The sequence below is a fragment of the Paraburkholderia caledonica NBRC 102488 genome (genome assembly GCF_000685095.1).
In the GTDB taxonomy this organism is placed as follows: Bacteria; Pseudomonadota; Gammaproteobacteria; order Burkholderiales; family Burkholderiaceae; genus Paraburkholderia; species Paraburkholderia caledonica.
This window is the reverse complement of the sequence record NZ_BAYE01000001.1, coordinates 57,507-72,255: the sequence shown is the minus strand read 5'-3', so window position 1 is coordinate 72,255 and position 14,749 is coordinate 57,507. Positions and strand designations below refer to the sequence as shown.

The 14,749-nt window shown below is 62.9% G+C and carries 12 protein-coding genes; 4 read left to right on the top strand and 8 right to left on the bottom strand.

Annotated features, from left to right (window positions below; translation table 11 throughout):
- Positions 1 to 8 precede the first annotated feature (8 nt).
- From BCA01S_RS00395 to BCA01S_RS00360, 8 genes are all read right to left on the bottom strand, one after another.
- Positions 9 to 962 (bottom strand): glycosyltransferase family 2 protein, encoded by a 954-nt coding sequence (locus BCA01S_RS00395; protein WP_027775237.1) that lies wholly within the window; start codon positions 960 to 962, stop codon positions 9 to 11.
- 2 nt (positions 963 to 964) lie between these two features.
- The gene (locus BCA01S_RS00390; protein WP_027775236.1) at positions 965 to 2,374 is read right to left on the bottom strand and encodes an undecaprenyl-phosphate glucose phosphotransferase; all 1,410 of its coding nucleotides are present in this window, start codon (positions 2,372 to 2,374) and stop codon (positions 965 to 967) included.
- 36 nt (positions 2,375 to 2,410) lie between these two features.
- Positions 2,411 to 3,145 carry a Crp/Fnr family transcriptional regulator gene (locus tag BCA01S_RS00385; protein ID WP_006048767.1) on the bottom strand — a complete coding sequence of 245 codons (735 nt, stop codon included), beginning with the start codon at positions 3,143 to 3,145 and terminating at the stop codon, positions 2,411 to 2,413.
- 624 nt (positions 3,146 to 3,769) lie between these two features.
- Entirely contained in the window at positions 3,770 to 6,355 is a 2,586-nt protein-coding gene (locus BCA01S_RS00380) for a glycosyl hydrolase 2 galactose-binding domain-containing protein (RefSeq protein WP_027775235.1), read from the bottom strand.
- 41 nt (positions 6,356 to 6,396) lie between these two features.
- Positions 6,397 to 7,482, bottom strand: coding sequence for a DUF1839 family protein (locus BCA01S_RS00375; protein WP_027775234.1), 1,086 nt, complete (start codon positions 7,480 to 7,482; stop codon positions 6,397 to 6,399).
- Positions 7,479 to 8,543, bottom strand: a complete 1,065-nt coding sequence (locus BCA01S_RS00370) for an amino acid--[acyl-carrier-protein] ligase (RefSeq protein WP_027775233.1) — start codon at positions 8,541 to 8,543, stop codon at positions 7,479 to 7,481. Before BCA01S_RS00370 ends, BCA01S_RS00375 begins: the two co-directional genes overlap by 4 nt.
- Complete coding sequence (locus BCA01S_RS00365; protein WP_027775232.1) at positions 8,543 to 9,799, bottom strand: acyl-CoA dehydrogenase family protein; 1,257 nt, start codon at positions 9,797 to 9,799, stop codon at positions 8,543 to 8,545. Before BCA01S_RS00365 ends, BCA01S_RS00370 begins: the two co-directional genes overlap by 1 nt.
- A complete protein-coding gene (locus BCA01S_RS00360; RefSeq protein WP_020065747.1) occupies positions 9,796 to 10,044 on the bottom strand; it encodes an acyl carrier protein in 249 nt (82 codons plus the stop codon). Before BCA01S_RS00360 ends, BCA01S_RS00365 begins: the two co-directional genes overlap by 4 nt.
- 274 nt (positions 10,045 to 10,318) lie before the next feature.
- Here BCA01S_RS00360 and BCA01S_RS00355 point away from each other — a divergent pair, with 274 nt between their 5' ends.
- Genes BCA01S_RS00355 through BCA01S_RS00340 form a run of 4 tightly spaced genes read left to right on the top strand, consistent with a single transcriptional unit; the run spans position 10,319 to position 14,746 of the window.
- The gene (locus tag BCA01S_RS00355; RefSeq protein ID WP_020065748.1) at positions 10,319 to 10,852 is read left to right on the top strand and encodes a GNAT family N-acetyltransferase; all 534 of its coding nucleotides are present in this window, start codon (positions 10,319 to 10,321) and stop codon (positions 10,850 to 10,852) included.
- Positions 10,852 to 12,390, top strand: coding sequence for an O-antigen ligase family protein (locus BCA01S_RS00350; protein ID WP_027775231.1), 1,539 nt, complete (start codon positions 10,852 to 10,854; stop codon positions 12,388 to 12,390). The genes BCA01S_RS00355 and BCA01S_RS00350 overlap by 1 nt, the downstream gene beginning before the upstream one ends.
- A 23-nt stretch (positions 12,391 to 12,413) precedes the next feature.
- On the top strand, positions 12,414 to 13,592 hold the full coding sequence (locus tag BCA01S_RS00345; RefSeq protein WP_027775230.1) for a glycosyltransferase family 4 protein: 1,179 nt from the start codon (positions 12,414 to 12,416) through the stop codon (positions 13,590 to 13,592).
- Positions 13,589 to 14,746 (top strand): glycosyltransferase family 4 protein, encoded by a 1,158-nt coding sequence (locus tag BCA01S_RS00340; RefSeq protein WP_027775229.1) that lies wholly within the window; start codon positions 13,589 to 13,591, stop codon positions 14,744 to 14,746. Before BCA01S_RS00345 ends, BCA01S_RS00340 begins: the two co-directional genes overlap by 4 nt.
- The last annotated feature ends 3 nt before the right edge of the window (positions 14,747 to 14,749 follow it).

Here is a 14,749-nt window from a genome sequence, read left to right as displayed (position 1 = left end):
GTCGATGGTTAGCGCACCGCTTCCTGCCATGCCCCGCGCATTGCGCGTAAACCCACTCGCCATTTGCGAAGCGCAAGCGCCAGTCCGCCGCGCTCGAATGCCAGCGACAATGCGCGCAGGAACCCCGGGTCCGCGCGATCGCCGATTAGCGTCGAATAAGCGACGAATGCCCATCGGCCAGGCGGCGTCAGGTGTTCGCACATGATGAGTCGGAGATTGAACGACGCGTTGTAGAAAGCCGCGTCGTTGAATGTGAAGCGCTGATCTTCGTCGCCGCGCTGAGCGGGAAAATGTTCGACGAGCAGCGCCGGGTCGTAGACGAGCTTCCAGCCGCGCCGCCGCACGTCGAGGCTGAAGCCCATTTCGCAATGAACCTGCGCGCCGCTACCCCGCAGGCGCGCGTCGAAGCGCAGTGTGCCGATCGCCTCACGGCGAAACGCCATGTTCACGCCTTTGAGCATGTGAACTTCGCGCGCCTGGCCGTGGCCGATGTGATGATTGCCGATCGTGCGGCCATACCATCGCACGATGCCCACACACGGCTTCTGCCCCTGCAGAATGCCGTTGCGTTCATGCACGATGTCGCGCCCGCCCAAGCCGCCCAGGCCCGGATCGCTCTGGAATGCGCGGGCGATTCGCGCGACCCAGTCGGAATGCGGAGCGGCGTCGTCGTCGGTAAAGCACAGCACGTCGCCACATGCGCTTTCGATGCCGAGGTTGTAGGCGGCCACTACACCTGGCTTATGCACGAGCACGACGTAGCGGCGCGGATCGGGCCGGTTGGCCTCGCGCGTGCGAAGCCAGTCGAGCGTCGCATGGTCGTCGTGACGAGCGATGACGATCACCTCGTCAGGGCGGCGCTCCTGTGCGTCGAGCGCCGCGAGGCACCGCGCCAGATCGGCGGTGCGTCGATACGTCGGGACGATCACTGAGACTTTCACGAGCGGTTCACGTAGCGGCATGATCAGAATGCGTTGCGGCCGACAAAGCCCTTGAAGATCGTGATGAAGACGATCTTCATGTCGAACCAGAACGACCAGTTGTGGATATAGAAGAGGTCGAACTTCACGCGCGCTTCCATCTTTTCCACTTTGCGTGTTGCGCCGCGATAGCCGTTCACCTGCGCCCAACCCGTGATGCCGGGTTTGATACGGTAGCGGTGCATGTAGCCGTACACCTGATCCTTGTAGAGATCGTCGTGCTCGATTGCGTGCGGACGCGGGCCGACCACCGACATCTGGCCGAGCAGCACGTTCAGGAACTGCGGCAGCTCGTCGAGGCTCGTGCGGCGCATGAAGCCGCCGAGCTTCGTCACTCGCGCGTCGTTGCGAGAGGCCTGGGTGAGCTCGCCATGCGCCTCCTGATGCACGGTCATCGAACGGAACTTGTAGATCGAGAACGTCTCGCCGTCGGCGCCCTTACGGGTCTGGCGGAAGAACACCGGTCCTCGAGAAGTGAGCTTGATGCCGACGGCAAGCACCAGGAAAACCGGCGCAAGCGCGATCAGCGCGGCCGCCGCGAAGAGGCGGTCGAAAATCAGCTTCGGCCACATCTGCGGCGGCGAAAACGGCGGCGCTCCGAGGTTCAGCGTGGGCAAGCCCACTACGTCGACGAGCGAGTGGTTGAATAGCGAGAGGCTGCGTACATCGGGAATAAAGCGCAGATTCACGAAGTCGTTCCTGAACATGCGTTGGAAACGATAGATCATGCGTTCTTCTGATAGGGGTAATGCGAGCCACACTTCGTTCACGTTCTCGTCCCGCACTTTTGCGGCAAATGCGTTCAGGTCGGTCAATACCGGAAGGCGGTTCAAACGCGCGCCGTAAGCGCCGGACGCTTCGGTGCCCGCATGAATGCTGGTGTGAATGCTGCTATCGAATACGCAGACCGGCCTGAAGCCCGCTTGAGGCGCGTGCTCCAGATGGGCGAGCAACGTGCGCGCAAACCCGGGGGCGGCGACGATTGCAACCGTGCGGAAATTCATGCCGCGGCGCCGTACACTGCGCAACGCCACGTGTACCCCGCATTTGGTCGCGATGATCAGCACGCCCGAAATCAGCGTCGAATAAGCGAGCCACAAACGCGACACCTCATCCATGCGATGCAGCGTGAACGCAAGCAACAACGCACCGGCGACGACGGCGAGCCATGCAGCCGCGACTCTTGCGAGCATCGACATCAGAGGCTTGCCGCGCCACGTTTCGTACACGCCGAAGCCGGGAAACATCAGCAGCACCAGTACGCAGTTGAACGCGATCAGCAGGCGTTCCGTATCCGGCAATGCGGCGAGCGTCGAAAACCGCATCCAATGGGCGAGCAGGCCTCCCGCGATCACGAAGATTGCGTCGAGGCATCGCGCAGTATTCCTGAACATTATTGACTCTGCGAGGTAGTCGAACGGTGCGGTGTTTTATTCGACAGTCTCAGCCTGGCGCAGGCGCGGCAGAAGGCGGTCGAACTCGCGCTTGACGAGTCCGTAGCATTCGCACGCACGCGCTTCGAGCCCCTTGCGGTCGAGCACCTTGATATGCCCGCGGCTATGATGGATCAGGCCTTCGTCATGCAGCTTGCCGGCCGCTTCGGTGATGCCCTCGCGGCGCACGCCAAGCATGTCGGCGATCAACTGCTGCGTGACCGTCAGATCGTTCGACGCGACGCGGTCCACTTCGATGAGAAGCCACCTGCACAGTTGTTTGTTCAATGCATGATGACGGTTGCAGGCTGCCGTTTGCGCGACTTGCGTAAGAAGAGCGTGCATGTAGAGCAACATCAGCCGGCGCAGGAAATCGGAGCGTGCGAATTGCTGCTTCAGAGCTTGAGCGCTCATCCGGTACGCGAAACCGGCGCACTGAACCTGCACGCGATTCGGCATGGTCTCGCCGCCCGTGAGCACCGGCACACCCGTCATGCCTTCGCGACCGACCGCGGCGATTTCCACCGAGCTGCCGTCTTCCATCGTCGACAGCATCGAAATGATTGCGGTAGTGGGGAAGTACACATGGTGAATACGTTGGCCCGAATCGCAGAGCAGTTGCTCAGTGCGTAGATGAACCAGTTCGAGGTGCGGAGCAAGTGCTTGCCATTCGTGTGACGGCAATGCGCCGAGCAAATGGTTTCCATGCAGATCTGATTGAAGTGTCAACATGATCGGTCCTCGCGTGAAGGCGCGCGTGTTCGCGTCTTCCTGTTTTTGATCCGATTCCTGCATCCTTTTATAAGTCCTGCTGCATTGCGCGCAGCGGAGGATGAATGGAACCGGCCCCGTATTTGCCTGATGCGCGACGCCGTTTTCGTTGCTCCCCTGCGGCGTCGCGGTGTCGCGTTCTCCTATTAGCGAGGATTGTGCCAACCATAGGGAAATGCCTGACTGGTGCGACGCAGCGAGGACGTCAGTGTGGGTTGGCCCACCCAGATGCGGCTTTTTGTTTCAATTCTGTACATCGGTCAGCCTCGCAGCCGGCGTCGTGAGCGCTGTTTTAATATGAGCCAAGTGCTTGATCCAATTGGATTCGCGCCCACTCGCAGGGGTATCGCGCAGCACTCGCCGGGGTGAACCGGGCCTTTCCAGGCACCGCTTCACGCGATGTCCGCGATGTGCCGGAATTGATTCAGATGTGTTCAACGCTTTGCGTTCGCTGGCGTACGGTTCGTCATTTGTGGTTTAAGGAGTCGCAAAAAAAACGACAGTGATGGGCCGCAGCAGACAAATGCATTCGCGCAGCGCGAGGTTTTACGCGGCTTGCGAAGGGATGAGCGGTAGAAGATACGTTTACCCGTAGAAGGTGGGGCTCGCCGCATTCAGTGCGAGCACTTCACCGGCGGGTGCCGCATTTGTTGCATCCGCTTTAAAGGCGACTTTCGATGCGCGCGCAACCACTGCGCTTTGCGATGCGTTCGGCGCGAGCGGAATGAGCGGCACGATGCAAGGACGGTTCGGTGCAAGATGAAACCAGTCGTGCGCGGCGCGGTACTTCGCGTCATTGATATGAACGAAGCGCGCGAAGCGCTGCGCTTCTATCACCAACTGCCAGCCGTAGCCCGCGCGCTCGATTCCGACGGTCAAGCCGAGTTCGTGACGCTCGCCAATGCGCCGCTCGGGTAAATGAAACGCTTCGGACAGAATCTTCCCGCTCGCCGCGTCACGCAACGTCGCGATCGTCACGTCGTGTGCGCGCGGGCCGAAGCGGTAGGCATGCGTCAGATCAAAGAACTGACCGAGACACGCGGCGGCCGAGATACGCGCGGTGGAACGCGGCGCGAGTTGCACCGCGCGGCTCGCCTGCGCAACTTTCACGCGGCCGTCGCGCAGACAGACGAGTTCGAGTTGCGCTGACAACGTTTGCGCGCGCTCATTGATCAGGTGGATATCGAGGCCGTTGAGGCCTTCGTCGGTGAGCAGCACCTGTATCGGTTGCAGCGTGTGAGCGAGGCCGTGTAAAGCGCTTTTAGGGCGTCCCGTGGCGTCGATTAACCCCCAGCCCGCGCCCGGCCGCAAGTCCTGAAGCTGCCAGACGAGTCCGCCGCCGCAGTCCGATCCGTTCCTGCGCCATTCGGTGAACACCTCGGCCATCAATTCGGCCACCACTGCCCGCGACGCGTCCACATAGCGCTGAGGGTCTTCGTATCTCAGACGCGCCGGCTCGACGCCATAAAGCGTATGAAGATAGTGGTCCCGGACGTCGTCGAAGTCCCATCCTGCGCCGGGATCGCGCGGCACTGCGGCTTTCCAGCGCGGATCGTGTGGATGGATCGTACCGAGCGCTCCATTCAAGGTGGCGTCGTCTGGCACGTTGGCAAAAGCCAGACATTCGGCAGCAAACCGTACCTGTGAGCGGCGCGCATCGTCGAGAGGCCGCTGGTACGCGCCCACGCCATAGTAGTGAGCAATGCCCTCATTAGTGCAAAACGGCCACACGCCTGTTGACGGCGAGTTGCTCACATAGGGCACGTCAGGCCGCTCGCGAGCGGCGATAGCGGGCAATAGCTCGTCGAACACTGGTTGCACGCGCATCGAAGGCGGCAGCCCGAACATCGCGGCCTGCTGATCGGCCTCGCTGCCGCCGCACAACACCGCGAGCGACGCAAAGCGGCGCGTGCGGGCAAGAAACTGCGAGGCTTCGCATTCGACCGACGCACGGAAAGCCGCATCGTTCGGGTAGTCAAAATTCGCCAATGCGAAGTCCTGCCAGACGAGCACGCCATATTCGTCGGCGAGTGTATAGAAGAGGTCGGACTCGTAGACCATCGTGCCGCCCACGCGCAGCATATTCATGCCTGCGTCGCGGGCTAGTTCGAAGGCGTGCCGGAGTTGCGCTTCGCTGCCGGCGAGCGTCACAAGGTCGGCGCTCGTCCAGCACGCGCCGCGGCAGAACACCGGCACGCCGTTGATATGCAGCGCAAAGCCCGTACTGTCAGCGCCGCGGTCCACGACGATCTCGCGAAAGCCGATCGAGCCGAGCGGCAGCGGAATGACCTCGCTGTCATCGAGATGCAATAGAAGCGGATATAAAGTGGGCGCCCCGTGCGTGTGGGGCCACCAGCGTTCGACGCACGGCACCCGCACGCTGCCGGTCAGTGTGAAGGCGTCGCGCCATTGCAACGACGAGACATGGCCGCCGCAGCTGAGCGAAGCGCGGCACGCCGCGCGATCGTGCGGATGAACGAAACGTAGCGTTAGCGAAACAAAACCGTCGTCGCCGTCGATCCGGCTCGAGACTTCGAAGCGGTCGACCGCGTTCCGTGCATCGCTCAGCATCTCGACCGGCCGCCACGGCCCCACCGCGTGTACAGAAGGGCACCAGCCCGGCATGTGGCCGAGCAGCGTCGTGCGGACGTTGCGTAGCGTGGGTGGCGAGACGAGCCGCGGCCGCCATCTTGCACGCGAGCGTTTTGCCGCCAACGCTGGCGCTAAAGAGCGAAAGCATATGTCGAGTGTCGCGCTGCCGTTGAGTTCGACGTCGAGCTCGTGTGCGACGAACATCGAATCGGATTCGAGGCGTCTGATGCCGTCGAGCCAGACTTCCGCGATGGTTGCGAGTCCATGCAGACGCAAGCGCCGTTTGCCCGTGCCGTTCAGCGTCACGCGATACCAGTGATCGTCGAAGGCGAGGGGTTCGGGATGCGCCACGTCGAAGAGACCCGCGGCTCGCCGCGCGCTCGCCACCGTGCCCGGAACTTGCGCTGCGAGCCAGCCGTTGTCGGGCAGCTCGCACGGTGACGCGCATGCGCCGGCCGGTGTACTGACGCATTGCCAGCCGGTGTCGAGTCGCTGCGGCCAGATGTCGTCGGGCGCGACGGCGGGCGAGCCGCCTATGTCATCGGCTTCGGGCACCGGGTCGGTCGTCAGTGCATCCACGGCGGGTTCCTGATGAGTCCCCGGGGCTCGGGGCACATGCGTCACGACACGAGAGCGGCGAGCGGCGGCAGTGTCTGTTCGTAGGCGCTTTCGAGCACGTCGAAGCAGTCGCCGCACGCGTCACGGCGTCCGCGCGCGATCGCTCGGACGAGCCGGAACTGCATGACCATCGACTCCGACGCGATACGCTGCGCGGCGGCGGGAATCGTCGCGGGAATCTCAAAGCCTTGCTCGGAGAGCCACAGTAGGTACTTCGAGAGAAACTCGAAGTTCGCACCGAGCTGCCGCATCAGATTGAACGAGTACGGGTGAAAGAACGCCTCGCCGCGCGCCATCAGCGTATCGAGGTGGCCCGGGAATGCGGCACGCCATTCGGAGATTGGATTCGTCAAAGGCCGCCGGCTTAGATGCGCGCACAACAGTTCCGCCGACGCTTCCGCGAGCGCCGTGCCTTCCAGCGCGGGCCGCGCCTGCTTCGCGAATTCGACGTAGGGAAACAGCAGGTCGGGCTGCTGTGCGAATTGCGGCAGCTTGCGGAATACGCCGTCGTAGTCCTCGCCATCCAGCATGTGATAGCCGGTGTTGTGAAAATAGCCGAGACGGCGCGCGTCCGGGTCGATGAAGTCGATACCCACCGTAGTTTTCGGATGCTCACGACGATACGACGTGGCGCGCGTGTTCGGCAGATAAAAGCCGTCTACTTCTACGAGCACGGTGTGGCCGCGCAGAGTCTGCGCGAGCACGCGTGCTTCGAGCGAGTCGTAGATCGCGAGTTCCTGGACCTGGGTGCCGTAGAGCCGCTCCAGGTCTTCAAGAGGGAACTTGAAGAACGTGAACTGATCGCCTTCGAAGTCCTGCGTGACCGTGAAGCCAAACGCCGCGCGCGGATCGAGACCGAAGCCGTGCAGCAATTCGATCCACAAATCCACATAGCAGTTGGTTTCCTGCCAGACGCGCTCGCCCTGATGCCATGCATGCGGCTCGTGCTGGCGCGCACGCGCTGCTTGCGCGTGGAGTGCGGCTGCTTGCGACGAAACATGCGCAGCGTTGGCAGCCGATGCGCGTTGCCGAGACAACTGAGATGTAGAGAATGCGTTTCCCGGCAAACGCCTGTGCGATGGACTCATGCGCCGTCTCCGGTGCCCGGTGCCGCAGCCAACGCGTGCATCTGTGCCATGCCGTGCGCGACGCGTGTTGCGGTGTCGCCCCATAGCAAAGCGCGCACGTCGTCGGGCCACGCTTTCACGTCCAGCCCGTGATGACGGAACAGCGCGAGCGTGATGCGCTCCATGCCGAAGCCGACGCAACCCGTATGCGCGAGCGTGCCGTCTTCGCAGGCGATCTTCCAGATCTTGCCGAAGTGGTCCATGTGATAGTTGAACGACAGACACGCGGTTTTGCTGTCCGGGTTCGCCACAGGAATCAGCAGTTCGAACTTGAGCGCCTGGGCACGCTGACTATCGGCGACGATCTTCCCGCCGCGTCCGAAAAACGGGTCGTTGGCGAGGTCCACTTCGACAGGCAATTGCAACAGGGAGACGAGCAGCGAGCCGCGTTCAATCCACATCTGGCGGAACGCCATTACCTCGTGCGCGTTGCCGAGCCGCACATATTCGCGCTGACGGAACATCTGCATGCGGCCGGGATCGAGAGAAGGCTCGTGACGGAAGCAATACGAGAGCACGTCGACGGTGCGTCCGCCCGCAGGCAGCGGGCCGCGCCGCGCCAGTACCGGATAGATCGGATAACAGGCGGCCGGCGTGAGCACCACGCGCGTGGGCTTTTGTTGCGCCATCCATTCGTCGCTGCGATCGTCGTCGCTCGCGCTCATTGCATGATCGAGCGCCTGCAACAGGCGCCGGTGGCCCATGTCGTTGCCGCAAAACGAGTGGATGGTGCCGGCGAGGTCGGGGAAATTCTTCAGATATTCGCTGTCCTCGAAGTCTGTCCGGCGCATGGCGGGTGGAAAGCGCAATACTTCGGCATCCTGATCGGCTCCAAGGTGCGTGATAGCCACGTTCAGGCGATCGACGACATCCTCGAAAATCTGGCTGCGGCCATACAGTCCATCTTCACCGGTATCGATCAACAGGCCCGCGGCCAGCAACTCGTCGCGAAAGGTGGGCGCAATATGTTCGTCGCCATTCGTGGCGGTAGCGAGAGCGGCGGTTTCGGTCATCGTATTCATCAGGCTTTCCCCGGCGCGGCAGGGCGCTGCGCGAGCAACAGGCTCGCGGTGTTCTGCGCGATGCGGTCGTTATTGATCATGAGCGGCGCGGAGTAGAGATCGCGCAAATGGCGTCCCACGCTGTACGGCGTGCCGTTCTTGTATCCGGCCATCCCGCAGATCATCATTACTTCGTGTACGACGTCCAGTGCAATCGTCGAAATGCTGGTCTTCAGCGTGTTCATGTCCGACGCAAAGCCAAGCATCGCCGCGAGCGGCGCATCGGCTTGCGATTCGTGAAGGCGTGCGGCGTGCGCCGCACGCGCCGCGTCGAGCGCTACGGAAAGACGCGCCTGCATCATCTGCAGCAACCCGACAGCATGCGCGAGGCGCACGCCGGCCAGCGAATTCGCGCCCGGCTTGGAGCGAGCCTGGGCCCTGTAGAAGGCCTTCGCGCGATTCACTGCGTCGGCGGCCACACCCGTCCATACCGATGCCCACAGCGTGTGCGAGACCGGCAGCATGGTCTGGTCGGCGATCTCGGCGAAGGGCGTCGGCAGGATCTGCGCGGCAAGACCGCTGGCGACCAGCCTGAAGCCTTCGCTGCAGGTGCCGCGCATGCCCATCGAATCCCAGGCGCCGCGTTTTTCAAGCAGCGTTTGTCCGCGTAACGCGACGATCAGCACCTGGTCCGAGGCAGCCGACTCGGCCGTGCGGCGCGCGGTGACCAGAATGGCGTCGGCATGCGCGCCATATGAAATCGTCGGGGCGAGTTTTTCGATGGAAAAGCGCTCGCCGTCGGCCTCGACCGAGCAGGCGCTCGTGCGCATATTGCCGCCGATCGTTTCCTCAGACGTGGCCGATGCAAAAAGCCATTGTTGCTCGCAAAGTTGCGCGAGCAACTGCCGGTGCCATGGCGACTCGCCGCCGTGCTCGTCGATACATGCGACCTGGATCTGATGCATCGCATAGATCATCGCGGTGGACGCACAACCCTGGGCAAGCGTTTCGCAAATCGCGCCGACGTCCGCAAGCGAGAGGCCCTCGCCGCCGTATGCCGCCGGCACCATCGCCGAGAGCAGGCGCTCGCGTTTGAGTGCCGCGAACGCTTCGGCAGGAAACCGGGCTTCGCTGTCGACGGCGTCGGCGAACTGCGCGGCTACCGCCGCACAGCGTTGCGCCGCAGCGCGCCATGCGGGTTCGGGCTCGATCGCCGTCAGAGCCGCAGGCGTGGTCGCAGCCGCCGAAGCAGCCGGATCCAGCAGTGGGGTGTTCATGCTGCTTTCGCCTGTTGCAGTTCGGTAACGGCGGCGGCCATCGAATCGATGCTCGAGAACAGCCGGCGCGTGAGCATGCGGTCTGGAATCTCGACGTCGAATTCATCCTCGATTGCGAGCATCAGGTGCACGGTCGCGAGGGAGGAGAGGCCTGCGGCATAGAGATCGGCATCGTCCGCGAGGCTCTCCGGCGATACGTCGAGGCGAGCGGATTCGGAAAGGATGCGTCGCAATGCGGTTTTCATGGTGGTGTACCCCTCAGTTGTGCAGCGGTCTCTTCGCGTTCGCCGACGTAGACGAATGCATGCGGCCGATTTTTTTATTCGCGACGTGAGGCGCGATCCGGTGCCTCGTATTTAAGAATCGCCAACCCGCAGCGTCAGTGCGATGCCGCACGGAAACGCATGTATCGCGGCCTTAACGTGTAGCCATCAGACGGGCCGGCGTGTCGAACGTGGCCCAGGCGGGCGGCGTGCGGCGCCGGTCCGTTAAACATAAAAGAATCCGCTGGGGAACGTGATGAACTGGAAAACGCTGGAGTTCGAGCAGCTTTCGGCACGCGAGCTGTACCTGATTCTGCGGGCGCGCAGCGCGGTGTTCGTCGTCGAACAATCGCATGTCTACCTCGATGCCGATGGCCGCGACGAGGAATCGCTGCATGTGTTCGCCGTGGAGGACATGGGGCGGCCCATGCCGATTCTCGCCTACGCTCGCGTGCGGCCCGGCGACGCTGAAGACCCCGAGATCACGATCGACAAGGTATTGACGAGCCCGCTGCGGCGCGGCGACGGTACCGCCGAAATGCTGGTGGAGCGCGTATTGCAGGCCATTGCCGAGCGTTGGCCGGGACACGCCGCGCGTGTGAGCGCGCCGCTCGGCTTGCGCGAGTTCTACGAGCAATTCGGCTTTCGCAAGACGGAAGGTCCATACCTCGAACATGGCGTGCCTTTCATCGGCCTCACGCGGCACATGCGCGCCTCGCAGCCGCTCGCTGTGTTGCGGCGGCGCGAGCGCGATCGTGCTGCGCTCGTCAACACGTTCGAGATGCTGTAATGGAGCGGTTGCTGATCACGCCGTCGAGCGCGCGGCTCGCGCTGCGCACGCCGGCTGACGACAGGCAAGGCGCAACGACGAGGAGCGAACGAGGAGCGGCCAGAACCGCTCGCACTCGCCGCGCGTCGCGCACATTGCGTCACCCGCTGCGTTGGCCGTTGCTGCTGTTCGGCGCGACGCTGGGCCTCATCCTGCTGCATCAGGGCAAAGTGGTCGAGCTGTTCTTTCCAGCCGGTGCCTTTGGCGTTGCGCTGTTGCTGTACCGGCGCTCGCCGGCTCACTACCTCGGCTTCGTCTGCTGGCTTTTCTTTCTCACGCCGGAAGTGAGGCGTCTCGCGGACTTCGTGAGCGGAGCGTTCAATCAGCAAAGCCCGATCATGGTCGCACCGTTGCTGGCGGTCGCACTCATGGGATTCACCCTCATCAAGCACGTCTCTGCGTTCGGGCAGCGCCGGGCCGCACCGCTTCTGTTGATCGTGATCGCGCTTCTGTACGCGTACGTGGTGGGGTTTGTGCAAGCCGGTCCTGCCGCCGCAACCTTTACGCTGATCAACTGGCTCTATCCAGTGATGGTCGCGTTTTATATGACCGTGACGTGGCGCCATTATCCGGACTACCACCGGGTCCTGCTGAAGACATTCATTTACGGCGGACTCCTGATGAGTCTCTATGGATTGCTCGAATTCATCTCGCCGATGCCGTGGGACGCCTTCTGGCTGATTGCCTCGAAGATGGAATCCGAGGGTCAGCCGGTGCCGTTCGGCATGCGCATCAGCAGCACGATGAATTCTTGCGGCCCGTTCGCGGTCACGCTCATGACTATCCTGCTGATGTCGCTCGCAGCGCGCGGCAAAGCGCGCATCGTGCTCGGCTGTGTCGGCATTCCCGCGCTGCTGCTCACCAGCGCGCGCAGTACATGGGGCGGCTTTGCAATCGCGCTCGTCTATTCATTTGCCATGCTCGACGGCAAGAGCCGGATGCGCTTGCTCGCCGGCGTATTCGGCCTGGCCGTGATGGCCGCGCCGCTAATGATGGTCGATCAGGTGGCCGAGCCCGTAATGCGCCGCTTCAGCACCATCCAGGACATCGGCGAGGACAACAGCTACCAGGCGCGCGCGGAGTTCTACAAGACGTTTCTTTCGTCGGCGCTCACCGATATCGCGGGTCAAGGCCTCGGCGCGACGGGTCAAGGGACCAAACTGTCCGACGACAAGTCCGCCTCCGCAATAGCCGACTTCGACAGCGGCCTGATGGAAGTGCCCTTCGTGATGGGTTGGCCAGGCACGCTGCTGTATGCGACAGGCGTGGTCATGTTGCTGTGGCGCGCGTACCGCGCGAGCCGATCGCATCCAACCGATCTTCTCGCTATCTCCGGCGTAGGTGTGGCCGTCGCCATTTTCTCGATGATGATTTTCATCAACACGCTCACCTCCGTATCCGGGATGTTTTTCTTTCTCGGCGTGACCTTGCCGGTGATTTCGTCGCGCTATGCGCGAGAGCGGCACGCCACGAACAGTGCGGCGCTTTCGCGGACCTGATATTACAAATGAAGGACAACGGGATGCGAATTCTCATCGTTACCCATGTCGTGCGCAAGAACGATGGGCAAGGGCGCGTGAACTACGAGATCGTGCAGGCGGCGCTGGCCGCTGGGCATACCGTGACGCTGCTTGCCACAGAAGCAGTCGCGGAACTGGTCGCGCATCCGCGCGTGCGTTTCGTGCGCGTTGCGACGAGTCGCCTGCCGACACGGCTGGTTCAGTATCAGATGTTCGCTTTGCGCTGCGGTGCGTGGATTCGCGCTCACCGTAATGAGTTCGACGTGGTTCATGTCAACGGCTTCATTGCATGGGCCCGCTCCGACGTCAACGCGGCGCACTTCGTGCACGACGGCTGGTATCGCTGCGGCTTCTATCCGTTTCGTCTGCTGCACAGTTTCTATCACGCGTATCAGGTTATCTATACGTGGCTGAACATCGCATGCGAGAAATGGGCGTTTCGCCATACCGAGGTCGTCGTGCCGGTTTCGCAGAAGGTGGCAGGCGAAGTGCGGACGTTGGGTGTCGGTGCGGCGCGCATGCAGGTGATTCATAACGGCGTGGATGTCGACGAGTTCAGGCCCGGCGCATGCGAACGCGCGCGCTTCGGCTTGCCGCAAGTACCGTTCATGCTGTTGTTCGCGGGCGATCTGCGCATGTCGCGCAAGAACCTCGACACCGTGCTGCACGCACTGATCCATACGTCAGCCGACGTGCATCTCGCGGTCGCGGGCATTCTGCACAACAGTCCGTATCCGGCGCTGGTCGAATCGCTCGGACTGAGCGCACGCGTGCACTTCACCGACATGGTGATGGACATGCCCGCGCTGATGCGCTCGGTCGATGCGTTCGTGTTTCCTTCGCGCTACGAACCAATGGGGCTGGTATTGCTGGAGGCTTTGTCCGCGGGCTTGCCGGTCATAACGGTGCGCACCGCCGGAGGTGCCGAAGTGATCGAGCCGGGCAGCGGCGTCGTGCTCGACGATCCTGACGACGCGGCGGCGCTCGGCGCGGCCATCATGCGTGTGGCGAGCGATACGGACTACGCGCGAAGCCTAGGCACGCGCGCGAGAGAGGTGGCAAAAAGCCTGAGCTGGCAGGCCATGGCCGAGCGCTATCTGACAGTGTATGAGCAGGTGCATGCACGCCGCGCGGCACAACCGTTGCCGCCCGCATGCGCGACTGAGCCGGTGAAACTATGAGCGCGGTTCCGATCGATTCGCTGCAAATTGGCATGCACTGGTTCGACGAACGGCCAGGCGGCCTTGATCGTATGTTTCAGGCGCTGGTGGATACGCTTCCCGCTCAAGGGGTGAACGTGCGCGGCATGGTGGCTGGCAGCGCAGACGTGATCGAGGCGTCGGGTGGCCGCGTGCAATCGTTCGCGGGCGCGCAGGCGCAACTCGGCGCGCGGTTGCTGGGCTCCCGCAGGCATTCGCGTGTGTTGCGGGCCGCGCGCATGCCTGACATAGTCGCGACGCATTTCGCCCTTTATGCAGCGCCGACTGCGGGCGTGTTTCGCAACGTGCCGAAGGTCGTTCATTTTCATGGACCGTGGGCGGCGGAGTCATATCCCGGGGGCGGAGGCGGGCTATCGCGCGCGTTGCGTGTCGCGCTCGAACGATTCGTGTATCGCGGCGCGACGCGTCATATCGTGCTGTCGCGGGCATTCGGCCGTCTGCTTCATGAGACTTATGGCGTGAGTGAGGACAGCATCCGCATCGTGCCCGGCTGCGTCGACGTCGCGCACTTCGACACTGGCATGACGAAGCTCGAAGCGCGTCGGCAACTCGGCCTCGCAGCGGACCGGCCTCTTATTTTCTGCATGCGTCGTCTGGTGTCGCGCATGGGGCTCGAAGATCTGATCGACGCAATGGCGATCGTGAAGCCGTTGCTACCAGACGTATTGCTGACGATTGCGGGCAAGGGTCCGCTTGCGTCGCAGTTGCAGGCTCGCATCGTCGCGCGCGGCCTCGAGGGCAACGTGACGCTTGCCGGCTTCGTGCCGGATGAGACCGTGCCGCTGTGGTATCGCGCGGCCGACCTCTCGGTGGTGCCGACCGTATCGCTGGAAGGCTTCGGCCTGACTACGATCGAATCGCTTGCTGCCGGCACACCGGTTCTGGTGACGCCGGTAGGCGGCCTGCCTGAGGCCGTGGCGCCGTTGTCGCGCGATCTGGTGCTGCCGTCCGGCGGTTGCAAGGCGATTGGAGAAGGCATGGCCGATGCGTTGCTCGGCCGGCTCAAGTTGCCGGGCGAAGAGGCATGCCGCAAGTATGCGCGTGAGAACTTCGACAGGCCGGTGGTGGCCGCGCAGGTCGCGCAAATCTATCGCGAAGCAATCGACGTGTTCTAACGC

What these genes read in the sequence shown, in the direction of transcription:
- BCA01S_RS00385 (WP_006048767.1), bottom strand. Translation starts at nt 3,145, where the DNA reads ATGTTGACACTTCAATCAGATCTGCATGGAAACCATTTGCTCGGCGCA.
- BCA01S_RS00365 (WP_027775232.1), bottom strand. Translation starts at nt 9,799, where the DNA reads ATGAACACCCCACTGCTGGATCCGGCTGCTTCGGCGGCTGCGACCACG.
- BCA01S_RS00360 (WP_020065747.1), bottom strand. Translation starts at nt 10,044, where the DNA reads ATGAAAACCGCATTGCGACGCATCCTTTCCGAATCCGCTCGCCTCGAC.
- BCA01S_RS00390 (WP_027775236.1), bottom strand. Translation starts at nt 2,374, where the DNA reads ATGTTCAGGAATACTGCGCGATGCCTCGACGCAATCTTCGTGATCGCG.
- BCA01S_RS00395 (WP_027775237.1), bottom strand. Translation starts at nt 962, where the DNA reads ATGCCGCTACGTGAACCGCTCGTGAAAGTCTCAGTGATCGTCCCGACG.
- BCA01S_RS00355 (WP_020065748.1), top strand. Translation starts at nt 10,319, where the DNA reads ATGAACTGGAAAACGCTGGAGTTCGAGCAGCTTTCGGCACGCGAGCTG.
- BCA01S_RS00345 (WP_027775230.1), top strand. Translation starts at nt 12,414, where the DNA reads ATGCGAATTCTCATCGTTACCCATGTCGTGCGCAAGAACGATGGGCAA.
- BCA01S_RS00340 (WP_027775229.1), top strand. Translation starts at nt 13,589, where the DNA reads ATGAGCGCGGTTCCGATCGATTCGCTGCAAATTGGCATGCACTGGTTC.
- BCA01S_RS00375 (WP_027775234.1), bottom strand. Translation starts at nt 7,482, where the DNA reads ATGAGTCCATCGCACAGGCGTTTGCCGGGAAACGCATTCTCTACATCT.
- BCA01S_RS00370 (WP_027775233.1), bottom strand. Translation starts at nt 8,543, where the DNA reads ATGAATACGATGACCGAAACCGCCGCTCTCGCTACCGCCACGAATGGC.
- BCA01S_RS00350 (WP_027775231.1), top strand. Translation starts at nt 10,852, where the DNA reads ATGGAGCGGTTGCTGATCACGCCGTCGAGCGCGCGGCTCGCGCTGCGC.